Genomic DNA, 13,348 nt, shown 5'->3' with positions numbered 1-13,348 from the left:
TCGGCGCCAGACGCCAGGGCGAACCGGCCGCTTTGAGACTTGACCCCGCATCTGCGCACCGGCAGCTCGCTTGCCGGACTTGTAGATCTGAGAGCTGACCGGGAACCCATATCCGAAAGCCATCGCCTCAGCAGTGTTGTCCCTCTTTCGACGTCGGCGCGGAACACGACGGCGGCTGAATCGCGGGGGCTGGATTGATCGTCATGGACACGAGCCGCCCAATGGTTCGATCTTTGCTAACGCTTCCTGCATCGCAGCCAACCGCAGGAGCACCCCACCATGGCAAAGATCCCCCCCGGCGTCGGCCCCCGCTTACCGCAGGTCGTCGTGCTCTTCGGCGCCACCGGCGACCTGGCCAAACGCAAGCTGCTGCCGGGGCTGTTCCACCTGTGCACGGCGGGCTTTCTGCCCGACTACCGGATCATCGGCGTGTCGCTGGACGACATGGACACGGCCGCGTTTGGCGTGCTGACGCGGCAGGCGCTGTCGCAGTTCTTCAACCGCCCGGTGACGGATGCCGACTGGGCCACATTTGCCGCGCGGCTGGACTACGTGCCGCTGGCGGCCGGCCCCGCCGCGCTGGCCGAGGCCGTGGCGCGGGCTGAAGGCGCCATCGGCAGCGAGAGCGAGCGGCTGCACTACCTGAGCGTGCCGCCCAACGCGGCGCTGTCGGCCGTGAAGGTGCTGGGCGAAGCCGGCCTGGTGGCCAATGCGCGCATCGTCATGGAGAAGCCCTTCGGCACGGACCTGGCCAGCGCCGTGAAGCTCAACCGCGCGGTGCACGCCGTGTTTGCTGAAGAGCAGATCTTTCGCATCGACCACTTCCTGGGCAAGGAGCCGGCGCAGAACATCCTGGCCTTCCGCTTTGCGAACGGGCTGTTCGAGCCGATCTGGAACCGCAACTTCATCGACCACGTGCAGATCGACGTGCCCGAAACGCTGGGCCTGGGGCAGCGCAGCGGCTTCTACGAGCAGACGGGCGCCTACCGCGACATGGTGGTGACGCACTTGTTCCAGATCCTCGGCTTCATGGCGATGGAGCCGCCTACCTCGCTGGAGCCCCAGCCCATCAGCGAGGAGAAGAACAAGGTCTTCCGCAGCATGCTGCCCATCCAGCCGGGCGACGTGGTGCGCGGCCAGTACAGCGGCTACCGCGACGAGCCGGGCGTGGACGCGCAGAGCGAGACCGAGACCTTCATCGCGCTCAAGTGCTACATCGACAACTGGCGGTGGGCCGGCGTGCCTTTCTTCCTGCGCACCGGCAAGCGCATGGCCGAGGGCCAGCGCATCATCTCCATCGCGTTCCGCGAGCCGCCCAAGAGCATGTTCCCGCCCGGCAGCGGCGTGGGCGCACAGGGGCCCGACCACCTGACCTTCGACCTGGCCGACGCCAGCAAGATGAGCCTGAGCTTCTACGGCAAGCGGCCCGGCCCGGGCATGCGGCTGGACAAGCTGAGCCTGCAGTTCGCGATGCACGACACCGGCCTCATCGGCGACGTGCTGGAGGCGTATGAGCGCCTGATCCTCGACGCGATGAAGGGCGACCACACGCTGTTCTGCACGGCCGAGGGCATCGAGCGGCTGTGGGCGGTGTCGACGCCGCTGCTGGAGTCGCCGCCGCCGGTGCGGCTGTACGAGCCCGGCAGCTGGGGCCCGAAGTCGGTCCACCAGCTGATCGCCCCGCATGCGTGGCGGCTGCCGTTCGAGCGGGCATGGCGCAACCCGAACAAGTCGGGGGCCTGAGCGGGGCCGGGTCGCCCCAGGTCGGCTGGCCTCAGGACAGCAGCGCCTTCAGCGCCGCAGCGGCGGCCGTCTCCAGCGGCTGGAACTGAAGCCCCAGCCGGAAACCGCCGTCCTTGCTCGCCAACGTGCAGTTGGCCACCGTGGCGGTGGCCTCGAAGACGACGCCACCCGACGAGGTGACGGGCAGCGTGATGCGCACGGCCACCTTCGCCCCGACGACGAGGTTGTAGTCACTGACGACACCGGCGCCGCCCTTGCCGATGTCGAGCGTGCGCGCGTCGACCACATGACCTGACGGCAGCTTGAGCTGCGCGGCGGTGCGCAGCGTCTTGCGTTCAGTGGTCCGGCGTTCCTTGCCCGGTAGTGCTGGCTGGTCCATGTTCGCGCGGCCTCCCGAAGAATGGCTGCTCGCTCGGTGGGCCGCCGGATGGCGGCAGACGGCCACTAACGCGACGACGAATGGGCAGCGCCGACATTCTGGCCGCGGGCCTCACCACGAACAAGCCTTGTGGCAGCAACCGGCGTCACGGGCCGGAGGTGATTATCGAAACCGCACCCAGTCCACCTCGACGGCGGCGCCACGCGCCTGTGTAACCACGAGGTCCCGCACGCCGCGCGGCATGTCGCTGACCGGAGCAACGAAGGTTTGCCAACCACCGGGCTTGTCGATTTCGACCCGCCCCAGCAAGGGCCCGTCGGGTCGGTCGAGATGCAGTTCGAGCGTGCTTGCGGCACCCAGCTTGGCGCGCACCTGGATGGATTTTTGCCCCCCTTGGCCAAAGTCGACGTCGTTGAACTTCACCCACGATTTCTCAGCGCTGAAGGTCGTCTTCCATCCCGCCTGCGGATGGGCGTCGTCCAGAAAGGAAACCGCCACCCCGTCCGTGCTTTTCGCGCTGAAGCGGTCGATCTGGATCTCGCCGTCGGCGCGCACAAGCCCGACACCGCGCAGCGTCGGGATCACCTTCTGGATCGTGCCGTCGGGGTTGAAGAACAGTTTGTCGGCGCGGATGGACCGGTTCTTGTCGAAATGGGGCGACAAATCCCGGTCGTGATAGAACAAGTAAGACTGCCCTTGCCAATCCAGAATTGAATGGTGCACCGTCCAGCAACCGCTCTCCGATTCATCAAGAATCACGCCGGCATGCTTGAACGGCCCCAGAGGTGACGTGCTCATCGCATATTCCAGCCGCTCGATCTTGTGGGCGACGTGCGGGTAGGTCAGGTAGTAGATGCCGTTGCGCTCGAACGCGAACGGCCCCTCCACCAGCCCTTGGGTGGGCAGGTTGTCGATCACCCTCGGCTCGCCGTCGATTTCCGTCATGTTGGGCTTGAGCCTGGCGACGTAGATCCTGCCGGCGGAGTAGTACAGGTAGGCGGTGCCGTCCTTGTCGATCAGCACATTGGGGTCGATGCCCCGCACACCCGGGATGTAGGTGGACAGCGGCTTGAAGGGCCCCTCCGGCTTGTCGGCCACGGCGACGCCGATCCTGAATTCCGGGCGCTTGTTGTCGCCCCCGGCGTTGGCGTCCTTTTTGGCAATGGCCGGGAAGTAGAAATAGTATTTGCCGTCCTTGTAGACGCAATCCGGCGCCCACATCGCATAGGCCGTCGGGTCTACCCAATCGACACCGCTCTGCGAGACGATCACGCCGTGATCCTTCCAGTCCGTGAGGTTGTCGGACGAGAACACGTGGTAATCCGGCATGACGAACCAGTCGGGCTTGCCTTGGTAGTCCGGCGGCGCCTTGATGTCGTGCGACGGGTAGACATAGACCTTGCCGTTGAATACCCGCGCGGTCGGGTCGGCGGTGAACTGATCCATGATCAGCGGATTGGTCGCCCACGCGGGGGTGGTTTGCAGAACCGCGGCAAACCCAAGGGCAAGCAGTTGGCGAAGCGAACAGGGCATGGTCTTCCAGTGATTTCGTGGTCGTCGGTGGCAACCGGAGCCGCGCGGGCCGCCGGTCACTCCGCTCATTGCGGATGCTGCATCGTGTTGAACATGAACCGCTTGATCAGCGGCAGGCACTCGGGGCAGCGCTTGGGGTCCGCCGGGTCGATGTGGTCACCGCCCTCGACGACCTGCAGCACGCTCTTGATGCCGCGCGACTGGGCGCGCTGGTGCAGCGTGGCGGAGCCATGCAGGCCGGTCGGGCTGGAGCCCAGCGGCACCACGTCGTCCTTGTCGCCGTGGATGCTGAGCAGCACGGGCTCGCCGGCATCGAACATGTCGATGTCGGTCACCGCCCCGGACAGGTTGATGACGCCGCGCAGCGTGAACTTCACCTGCTCGTAGCCGCTGTTGCCGTCCAGGCCGCCGTTGGCCTTCAGCGCGGCACTGCCGGCGTCGGGCAGCTTGTTGCGGGCGTCCAGGTAGGCCGTGTAGAGCGACGTGAAGGCGCCGGCGGAGTGGCCGCCGATGAAGATGTTGTCCACGTCGACCTTGAAGCGGTTGGGGCCGGCGGCGTCCTGCACGAACCAGCGGATGACGGCCTTCTGGTCGGACATGGCCTTGAAGAGGGCGTCGTAGAACCGGGCCGGCGAGTTGAGGTCTTTGGAGAGCCGATAGCGGTGGATCGCCACCACGTAGCCGGCGCGGGCCAGTTCCTCGCCGAAGTCGTCCATCCAGAAGTCCTCGGTGCGCACGAAGCCGCCACCGGGCGTCAGCACGAGCAGCGGGCGCCTGGCCGCCGTATCGCCCTTGGGCTCGAAGACGCGCATCGTCAGCTTCTCGACCTTGCCGTCCAGGTTGTTGACGTTCTCGGCATACACGAGGTTGCCGTGGCGCACGTGCTCGGCAAACACGGTGTTGAGGTAGCGGCGCGGGGCGGCGCGGTCGTCCTCGGCGTGGCTGGCGGGGCTGGCGGGGCTGCCGAGCAGGCCCGCGCAGAGCGCGGCGACTTGCAGGGCGAAGGCGGCGAGGCGGTGTGGCATCGTGCGGTCCCGAGGGGCTTGGGGGGGCGCCGACGATAGCGCGGCGCGGCGAGGTCGACCATGGGGATGACGGCATTCGGGTCGCCCATGGGACCGGACACCTCATGACGCTCAACGGCCGTTCATTGCCGCCCGCGGCTCTTCATCAATCCGCAGCTTGGTCGACGCGCGTGCGGGTGTTACGTTGCGCCTGGGCCAACACCGGCCCGCTCGCCGCTTGTCTCGAGCCCGACGACAGTCCAGGGAACGCCATGCCCACGTCACGCGACCTCACCCCGCCGCCGCACGAGCGCCTGATTGCCGTCGACGTGCTCCGCGGCTTTGCGCTGTTCGGCATCCTGTACGCGCACATGATCGTCTGGTACACGGCGGGCCCGCTGCCGCAGGAGCTGTTCCAGAAGTTCCAGACCGTCCCGGCCGGGCTGGCCTTCGGGGCGAACGTGCTGCTGTTCATGGGCAAGTTCTTCTCGGTCTTCTCGTTCCTGTTCGGCCTGAGCTTCACGATCCAGATCAACAGCCTGGCCCGGCGCGGCGACAACGTGGCGCTGCGCTTCGGCTGGCGGCTGGCCGTGCTGGGGCTGATCGCGTTCGTTCACCACCTGCTGTGGCGGGGCGACATCCTGTCCATCTACGTGCCGCTGGGCTTCCTGCTGATCCTGGCGCGTGGGAGCTGATAACAAAGTTTCGAAATGAAGGTCAATGTACCGAAGTGCCCCCATGAGCTTTGACGAACACGATGTCGAGACCGCTGCATAACTTCCCTGATGCGCGGCGCCGGTAGACCGGCTGCAATCAGGACATGGACAGCTTCTTCCTCATGGGTGCCAAGCCGCTGGTCCAAGACTCGCCGACGATGAAGTTGCACGAGTTGCTGGACTGGGCCGAGATCGCGCACAAGCTCAAGGGTCTGTACAAGCGTGAGGCCACGCACGGCGGCGGCCCTGAGCCGTACGCGCCGTTGTCCATGTTCAAGCTGATGCTGCTGGGTCAATGGCACGGGCTTTCGGACAAGCAGCTGGAGCACGCGCTCAAGGTGCGACTGGACTTCATGGTGTTCACGGGCTTCTAGCCCGGTGACGGTAGCTTCCCCGACGCCACCACCATCTGCCGCTTCCGCAACCGGCTCGTCGCGGCCAAGCTCGACCAGGTGCTGCTGCGCCGGGTCAACGTCCAGCTCGAAGGCCAGGGCCTGAAGGTCGCCGGCAGCCGCGGCGCGATCATCGATGCCACCATCATCGAGAGTGGGCGCGGCCGAACCAGCATGTCAAAGTCGATGACGAGGGTCAGGCCGACGTGGTGGACAGCGCCGACGAGGAGGCACGCTAGGTCAAGAAGGGCAACGAGGCCTTCTTCGGCTATCGCGGCTACAGCGCCGTGGACACCGAGGACGGTTATGTCGAACACGTCGAAGTGCACCCGGCCAACCAGTCCGAGGTGAACAAGCTGCCGGGCATCGTCGACGCGCTCATCGAGCAAGGCATCCAGCCTGAGGACGTGCTGGCGGACAAGCGTTATGCCAGCGCGGCCAACCGTGAGTACCTCCAGGCCAAGGGCATCGGTGAACTGATCCAGCTCAAGGGCAGCCGGGGCCATCCGGTGCATCCGTTGCAGACCCAGATGAACCGGGCCATCGCCACGCTGTGCTACAAGGTTGAACAAGGCTTCGGCACGATGAAGCGACGCTTCCACCTGAGCCGGGCGCGGTACTTCGGGGCGGCCAAGACGCAGAAGCAGATGGCCTGGGCGGCGCTCGTGTGAACCTGCTCAAGGCGATGAGGAAGCTGCAAAGCGGGCGGCTGCAGCCGTATGCAGGGAGTAGTCCGTCCTGAGGGGCCAAAGGCCCCCGGGAGAGGGCTCGAAAGGCCTCAAACCCCCGATGGCCAGTCCAAATTCCCCCACCTGTGGCCACCCTAAATTCCCCCAGGCAAGGACGGCGGATTATGAGGTTTCAAGGTTGATGGCCAGGCGGCTGGCGGCCTCCTTGAGCCTGTAGCTCTTGCCCTCGAACTCAAGCATCGAACAGCGGTGCATGAGCCGGTCGAGGATGGTGGTGGCCATGGTGGCGTCCTTGAGGTACTTGCCCCAGTCGGTCACGACTCGGTTGGAGGTGATGGCGATGGAGCGGCGCAGCTTGTAGCGGCGATGCACGACGGCCTGGAGCAGCTCGGCCGCGGCCTCGGGGATGCGACGGGCCAGGAACAGGTCGTCCAGGACCAGCAGATCTGGCTCGCTCCAGGACTTGACCAACTCAGCCTGCTCCTGGGTGGTGGCCAGGGCGTACTGGGCCAGCGCGGTGTCGGCCTCGACGTAGCGCACATGCAGCCCCTGCAGGGTGGCCTGGTAGGCCAAGGCCTTGACGGTGTGGCTCTTGCCGGTGCCGGGTTTGCCGACGATCAGTGCGTTGGCGCCCTCGGCGACGAACTTGAGCGTGAGCAGCTCGAAGCAGGCCGCGCGCGGCAGCTTGGGGTTGAACTGCCAGTCGAAGTCCACCAGGGTCGGCCGCTCGTCCAGGCCGGAGCGCTTGTAGCAGCGCTCGGTCTGGCTGGTGCGGCGCCGGTCCAACTCGTCCTGCAGCAGCGCCGCGAGGGTCTCGACGAAGGGCTGCTGGGCGGCCTGGGCCTGCATGATCCGGGTGTTCAGGGTGTCGGCGAAGCCGGACAGGCGCAACTGGCGCAGGGCGCGATCAATCTCGATCAGGGTCATGGCTGCTCACCTCCCAGGTCGGCGTGCGCTCCGGCTTGTGCGGCAGCTTGAGCAAACAGCGAGCCGTACTCCTGGGAGTCACGGATCAACGCGTGCTCCTGGGCCAGATCGGCGCGGCCGGGATCGTGCCCATGCTCGGCACCGGCGGTGGCATCAATGGCGGCCAAGGCATCGGCCACCAGGCGTTCGGTCAGCGCCTTGACGTGCTTGTAGCTGTGGATGCCTTGCTCGATCGCCGGGACTACGGTCGAGCAGCGAAGGGAGTGGGTTGAGGCGTACTGGCAGCGCGCTGATCCGGACCACTCTGACGGGCCCGGCGCGGAGAGTTTCCGGAACTTTGTGGGGCGGGTCGACGCTTGTCTGGAGCGCCTTTCGACAGGGCAGTCGTCAGTCGTCAAACTGACGCTGATATTCGGGCATGGGCAGTTCATTAACGCCATGCGGTGGCGACTTGCCTGCTCTCGGGATCCAAGTGATATGCACGGGTTTAGAACGTTTGATTCACGATACCGCTTGGGCAACTGCGATGTCGTCAAGTTAGGAGAACTGTGAAGCGCTGCCATGACCATGTCATGTGGTGGCAGGCTCGTGTTTACCTTCTTGCCGAGCCAAAGTAGCCGCCAATCAAGACCAAGACAACGGGCAGCATCAATGCATCAACGTAGGACTGATTCGGGTAAAGCAAGTAGATCCAATTCCCGGCGATTAGGAACGATTGAGCCATGAATGCGAGGCCAATAAGCGATGCATATCTAGCGGGCGAAACTTTGTAAAGCTGATCCCAGGCAGTAGCAATGAGGTTTCCAATAGGCTGACTAATAAGCCACAGAGGAGCGTAAAAGGCGGATGCAAGCAAAAGGCTTAGCTCCAGCAGCCGATCACCTCTGAACGACCAGCCGCTCAGGAGCGAGAGCCGGGTCGCCGCCAACTCAACGTCATGACCCGGCGTTGCCTTCCACATAAGCGGCATATAGAAGGCCGCAAACAAAGCGAAAAAAGTAAAAGCATGAATCCAGAGAATACGCGCGGCTCGATTCAGCCGTGCACGGTTATGCACCCGGATTTGCTCTTTATATGCATCGTCAAGCTCACTCTGTTCGGACAGGGGCGCCAACAGTGTTGGATCATCGGGGATTTCCGCTGGCCATCGCAGCACACGTTTGGCCGTGGGGGTAAGCAGATTGCCGACAATTCCTAAAAGCACTGAAATAATGTAGTCCATTGGCCCTCTCTGGACGGATAACATTTAGAGCGAGAAGCCTCGGAGCGGCGCAGTTTCACGGCGAGTTAAGCCAGTTCGGCCGGTTGGCGGCACACATCGGCAATAAAATTTTTTCGTGAATAGAAAATTCAATTAATTCCGCCGGCAGACTTGCACCCCCAGACCTCGCGGACATCCACGCATCACTACGCGAGGTCCCCCAGTCGTATACGAGCGGCGACTGCCGCCCCGTGCAGCGCAATCTGATCAAACTCCTCACAGGTCAAGCGGCGTAACGTCGTCGGGAACGAAGATGCGAACTTTGCCGATTCGCACTTCACGCCCGCCGTCACCGGCGTGTTAATAGCCAGGTATGCGCCGGCAAAGGGTCGCTCCTGCAGGTAATGCACGAACGTGCGGACGCGCAGAGATCGTGCTTGGTCAGACATGATGTCCGCGACACGTTTCAGGCGGAAGGCATTTAGCGGCCCCATGTCGAAGCCTTGCGTCAATGGCGCCCCCGCGTCCGCACAGATTACGTAGTGGCCTTCGTGCTTTGGACGCTGACGGCCGGCGTCAAAGAAGGGCTCTATCCCCAAGTTGTCATACACGCCACCGTCGTAAAGATGAAGCTTGCGAAACGGCGGTGCCAAAGGCTCGGCCGACTTGACGGGCGCGTCCCATTCACGCTTTCGCCACTCAAAACCGCCGGTGTCCATTGCAAGGGGACCAAATCCACCCGGAAAGGCCGCAGAGACTGCTAATGCGCTGGCCAGCGGAAAGCGTGTTGCCGAGGCATACCCAAGTGTGTATTCGCCAATGTCCCGGAACTTGAATCGAAACCTCTTCCCGCTTTCCGCCGTAGTTCCGTTGATGGACCATTCGGGCACATCGGGAAGATCGCCGAGAGCGGCGGTCACCTGCCATTCCCGCTGAAGCGCGAGCGCAAGCAGGTTCGCCCGAGAAAGAAGGAAGCGCCAGTTTTTGGGGTTGAGAAGTTGGCGCACGGCACCCCATTGGAGGCTACGCGAGCACAATGCACCGCGCATCCCCGGCAGCGAATGAGTGAGAAATATCTCCGAAGACGGCCAACGCATTCCGTTCTGTTGGAGCAGCAATCCGATCACTAGGCTCCCCCCAGAAACCGTCGATATCTTCTCCACGGACTCCAGCACACCTCGCTCAGCCAAATGCTTCAAAACGCCGAGGTGAAAAGCCATTGCGCGAATGCCACCGCCCGACAGTGCCAATGCGATCGATTTCTTCGTAGCCGTCATGCCCGCACCATTCCCTGCAGCACTCGGATGTCACCTTCCCCCACGATCAGCTGGAGTGCGGGTAGCCCATCACCATGCATTCCCAAGCTGATCTCCGCCAGTTGAACGAGATCATCGCGGCTAGGCGCCGCTGAGTGCCCGCGTGGGTGGCTGTGCCATTCGCCGACATATCCAACAATGCCAGCAGTCCGCGACGAAGCGTCCTCAACGGCCACCGCAAGGCCAGCAACTCCCCGCTCAAAGAAGCCAGGGCTAGTTTGACTGTCAGATGGCGCCGGCAGCGCATCAACGAGGACGATCGCCCCAACGTTGAAATCGTGATAGCCCAGCAACACCCCGCCGGTCTCATTTGGAAGGCTGGCAAGTCTGAGCGCCTTCAGATGACGAGCCAGCCCTTCATCGTAGAAGACGGTTAGTTCACCAAAATACAAAACGCGCTCAGCGGTCGGGATGACCTCATGGACAGAGACGCCTCCGGTCTCGGGATCGCGTGCCCACACTCGAATGCAGGCCTCCGCTTGGCGGCTGCACAGCATGATTTGCTCGGCCAGCGTGCTCGCGTGAGCCGCAATACGCGAATACGGCATCGCAACTGAGATGTCGCGACAGCTCGCGCCGCTCCAGTACGTCCCGAGGTTGCCTTCCAAATGCTTAACGCCCCACTCTTCACGAAGGATGGCGCGGTAGTACTGAGCTTCCAGGGATCGCAGTCGCATGCCACGATCTAGGTCCTCGATCATCAAGACCGAGCCGTTGCCATTGGGCGTCACGAAGGCCGTCGCGTGCCGCGGCAGTCCTTCCTGGAAGCTAGCATGACGCGGATACTCCAACGCAGCGGAAGCGTCTACGATCAACTCCGCATTTACGAGGGCGTTCTGCATTGCCGCGGCGCTGAGGTCACATGCGTCCCCGTTGATTGGCGTCACTACCGCTGCTCCCTCGGTGGCAGCGCTACTCAGCTCGGCCAGTGCGTCGCACTTGAGTTCCCCGACTTGCCCTGCGAAGGCAACGTGCCTGACCAAGTTATGTGGTTTCACGTGGTCTTTGTCAATGACCCACCATCGGCCCCATCCAGCGCGTGTCCACAGGTTCAGTATGGCGCTGCCAAGTGAGCCCGCTCCGACCAGTGCACCACGCGGCCCTTCGTCGTTGAGGCTGGACTGGGCGCGGGCGGCAAGTCCGTCAGGGAACTGCAAAACGCTCATCGGAACGACGGGCTCATTCTTCCAGTCCGTGGCTGGATCGCGCGCAAGGAATGAGCCCTGCACTTCAGCGAAGTAGCGTCGCTCATGCTCGTAGAGTGCTCCGGCCTTCACCCCCAACTGGTGTAGATCCCCTTCAATCAAGAATGCGCGGCGCGCCACTCGTTGCACCTCGCCGCCAGCCTCGCGGACCATGGGAATGTGCAAAACGATGACCACGAACGAATTCTCTTGACCCATAGGTACGCCGCCGCTACCAACACCTGAACTGAGCGCGGCGACCAGTTGCGGCAGCAGGTCCACCCCCCGTTGGGCCAGCAGATTGGCCAGATCACCCAGGGTAGACGGATCACGCTCGATGAATCCCTGGACTACAGGAGGCAGCGTCAGTTCAATATGCGAAGCCAAGCCCGTTGGCACGCCACCACCGGTGTTGATGGCTTTCAGGAAGAAGGTGCAGCCTCCGTCCGGCCTGGCCGGGCTACGGCTAATGGTCATCCGCACACCGCCAGCGCTTTGAAGCGCATCGATATTCCACGGCAGCACGAGCTCGAACTTGGAAGCAAAGAACAAGTGCTCGACTGGCTGATCTGCGGGGTGTAGCTCGCCCTTGGCGCTCTGCTCCAGCCACCACTGAACGCGTCGCAGGAACCGTTGTGGCGTCCATGTCCGCATCACGGTTGGTGTCGGTCCGAAGTAGAGGCAAAGGCTAGCGGCCCCATCGCGCGCACCGTGGTTCTGGTGCATCAGGACCGGGAACGACCTGCGAAGGGCAAGGACTTCGACGAGCGCGGCTTGATCCTGACCCACCAACAAGGCCAAGCGTTCGCGGTACTGGATTCCTGCTTGATTCTTAGAAGGAACTCCATCGCACTCGACGTCGACCACTAGAGCCTCAATACGCGCCCCGTCCCGCGTAGTACGTGACATCAACTGCACCACACTGAAGTCGGCCGCATCTCGCGCCGCCGCGAACAGCCCCTGTGCACGCTGCAGGGTCAGGTCGTCGGGGTTCGCCAGGACGCCGAAGCCAGCCAGCTCGTAGAACTCGTCTTCCATTAGCCCGCTCGCGACGGACGGCTGGTCACGATGGCCGGGGCACCGACAAGGGCCGGCTTTGCCCAGGACACCCCACCGGCAGTCACGTCAAACACCAGAGGTTCAGGCCTCGCGGCGTTCGGTTCCTCCATGGTCACGAGGAACTTTCGGCCACGTACTGCCTTCAAATGCCTCTCGTAGGCCTTCCGTGCCTGGATGTGAGGCGGCTGGACCTGGGTGTAGGACTCCTTGACGTCAACGACCGGCTTGCTGCAGCTGACGACGTACGAGTCGGCCTTGCCCGCCAGGAGCAGTTCCTTGACCAGGGGCTTCGGCTCGGTCTCCTTTTCTCCCTTCTCGTCACTGAGCGACAGGTAGCTGCAGTGATGAGGGATGTTGATCAGGTCCCAGGCCAGGCGATCGTCGTTCTTGTGGAACTTGGTGATGCGGACAATGTCCTCCAAGTCCTCCCAGTGCGCATCGCCGATCTCGAGGTAATCGAACGTGCTCGTGCCAGCCAGAAGGCGCACGTTGAACACCAGGGCCGCGGTATTCCGAATGAGGTCCTCCCCTTCGCAATGCTTCACGAACGGGGAGTGGCAGAAGAACTCCGCTCCGTCGGCAGCCAGGCTGAACCCGGGCACCAAGGTACCTGCGTCGATGAACAGGTGGTCGCGAGCGGTCGCAGCTTCGCCTCGCTCCTTCAACTTCGGAACGAGCCAGTCGACCAAGGCCTGAGGCTTCGAGAAGACCAGGATGCCCTGCCCTTCAAGCAGGCGATGGCGAGCCTCCTGTCGAAGGATGACAAACTCTTCGCTCTGCCGGTCGTTTGCAGCACTCTCCAAGACCATGGCAGCCGGAACCCAAAGCTGATTGATCTTGATGCGATCCGCGCCCTGGTATTTGGCTGCGTGATGGAGCTCGAAGAACGTGGTGCTGCCTTGGATGTGGTCGGCATCTGCGTGGGTGAACGCCACCACGTCGAAGTAGTCCCGCCCAGCAGCGCCCAACTCGTCCTTCAACCGCTTTTTCAGGTCGATCTCCGGCGTGTCTGCGCTCTCGGCGTTCTTGCGATGGCAGAAGTCGAGCAGGACCCGACGGCCGTGGTGGAGCACGATCTGAGACGTGTCCCCATTTCCAACGGGATAAAAAATGATCTGATGCTGCTCAGGCATGAGTGGTCCGTCCTCTTAAGTTTGGTTGGCTGACTTCCGTTCCGTACCTATGCGGCTCAGTCTGGAATTGTT

12 protein-coding genes and 1 pseudogene are annotated in these 13,348 nt (G+C 63.3%); 4 read left to right on the top strand and 9 right to left on the bottom strand.

Annotated features, from left to right (window positions below; genetic code table 11):
- The first annotated feature begins 279 nt into the window (after window positions 1–279).
- Window positions 280–1,743, top strand: coding sequence for a glucose-6-phosphate dehydrogenase (gene zwf, locus LXT13_RS05030; RefSeq protein ID WP_233370525.1), 1,464 nt, complete (start codon window positions 280–282; stop codon window positions 1,741–1,743).
- A 31-nt stretch (window positions 1,744–1,774) separates the two neighbouring features.
- Here zwf and LXT13_RS05025 read toward each other — a convergent pair whose 3' ends face one another.
- From LXT13_RS05025 to LXT13_RS05015, 3 genes are all read right to left on the bottom strand, one after another.
- Entirely contained in the window at window positions 1,775–2,122 is a 348-nt protein-coding gene (locus LXT13_RS05025; protein WP_233370524.1) for a PilZ domain-containing protein, read from the bottom strand.
- Between the two features lie 162 nt (window positions 2,123–2,284).
- Complete coding sequence (locus LXT13_RS05020) at window positions 2,285–3,655, bottom strand: family 43 glycosylhydrolase (protein WP_233370523.1); 1,371 nt, start codon at window positions 3,653–3,655, stop codon at window positions 2,285–2,287.
- Window positions 3,656–3,720: 65 nt separating this feature from the next.
- The gene (locus tag LXT13_RS05015; RefSeq protein WP_233370522.1) at window positions 3,721–4,680 is read right to left on the bottom strand and encodes an alpha/beta hydrolase; all 960 of its coding nucleotides are present in this window, start codon (window positions 4,678–4,680) and stop codon (window positions 3,721–3,723) included.
- A gap of 251 nt (window positions 4,681–4,931) precedes the next feature.
- On the opposite strand from LXT13_RS05015, the gene LXT13_RS05010 reads away from it, so the two are divergent.
- The gene (locus tag LXT13_RS05010) at window positions 4,932–5,354 is read left to right on the top strand and encodes a DUF418 domain-containing protein (RefSeq protein ID WP_233370521.1); all 423 of its coding nucleotides are present in this window, start codon (window positions 4,932–4,934) and stop codon (window positions 5,352–5,354) included.
- Window positions 5,355–5,479: 125 nt separating this feature from the next.
- Window positions 5,480–6,509: pseudogene (locus LXT13_RS28930) on the top strand (IS5 family transposase).
- 109 nt (window positions 6,510–6,618) lie between these two features.
- Here the strand turns inward: LXT13_RS28930 and istB are convergent.
- Window positions 6,619–7,383, bottom strand: coding sequence for an IS21-like element helper ATPase IstB (gene istB, locus LXT13_RS04995; RefSeq protein WP_233370518.1), 765 nt, complete (start codon window positions 7,381–7,383; stop codon window positions 6,619–6,621).
- Complete coding sequence (locus LXT13_RS28925; RefSeq protein ID WP_419964644.1) at window positions 7,380–7,562, bottom strand: hypothetical protein; 183 nt, start codon at window positions 7,560–7,562, stop codon at window positions 7,380–7,382. Before LXT13_RS28925 ends, istB begins: the two co-directional genes overlap by 4 nt.
- A 40-nt stretch (window positions 7,563–7,602) precedes the next feature.
- Between LXT13_RS28925 and LXT13_RS28920 the strand changes: the two genes are divergently transcribed.
- Complete coding sequence (locus LXT13_RS28920) at window positions 7,603–7,935, top strand: histidine phosphatase family protein (RefSeq protein WP_419964643.1); 333 nt, start codon at window positions 7,603–7,605, stop codon at window positions 7,933–7,935.
- 40 nt (window positions 7,936–7,975) lie between these two features.
- Here LXT13_RS28920 and LXT13_RS04985 read toward each other — a convergent pair whose 3' ends face one another.
- From LXT13_RS04985 to LXT13_RS04970, 4 genes are all read right to left on the bottom strand, one after another.
- Window positions 7,976–8,605: a hypothetical protein gene (locus LXT13_RS04985; RefSeq protein ID WP_233370516.1), complete on the bottom strand. Its 630-nt coding sequence runs from the start codon at window positions 8,603–8,605 to the stop codon at window positions 7,976–7,978.
- A 185-nt stretch (window positions 8,606–8,790) separates the two neighbouring features.
- Window positions 8,791–9,861, bottom strand: a complete 1,071-nt coding sequence (locus LXT13_RS04980) for a patatin-like phospholipase family protein (protein WP_233370515.1) — start codon at window positions 9,859–9,861, stop codon at window positions 8,791–8,793.
- The gene (locus LXT13_RS04975) at window positions 9,858–12,122 is read right to left on the bottom strand and encodes a ThiF family adenylyltransferase (RefSeq protein ID WP_233370514.1); all 2,265 of its coding nucleotides are present in this window, start codon (window positions 12,120–12,122) and stop codon (window positions 9,858–9,860) included. Before LXT13_RS04975 ends, LXT13_RS04980 begins: the two co-directional genes overlap by 4 nt.
- Window positions 12,122–13,276, bottom strand: a complete 1,155-nt coding sequence (locus LXT13_RS04970; RefSeq protein ID WP_233370513.1) for a ComEC/Rec2 family competence protein — start codon at window positions 13,274–13,276, stop codon at window positions 12,122–12,124. The genes LXT13_RS04975 and LXT13_RS04970 overlap by 1 nt, the downstream gene beginning before the upstream one ends.
- Between the last annotated feature and the right edge of the window lie 72 nt (window positions 13,277–13,348).

The organism is Pelomonas cellulosilytica, assembly GCF_021353265.1.
Classification (GTDB): Bacteria; Pseudomonadota; Gammaproteobacteria; order Burkholderiales; family Burkholderiaceae_C; genus Pelomonas; species Pelomonas cellulosilytica.
The sequence above is the reverse complement of the archived record's forward strand: the minus strand, read 5'-3'. Positions and strand labels throughout refer to the sequence as shown.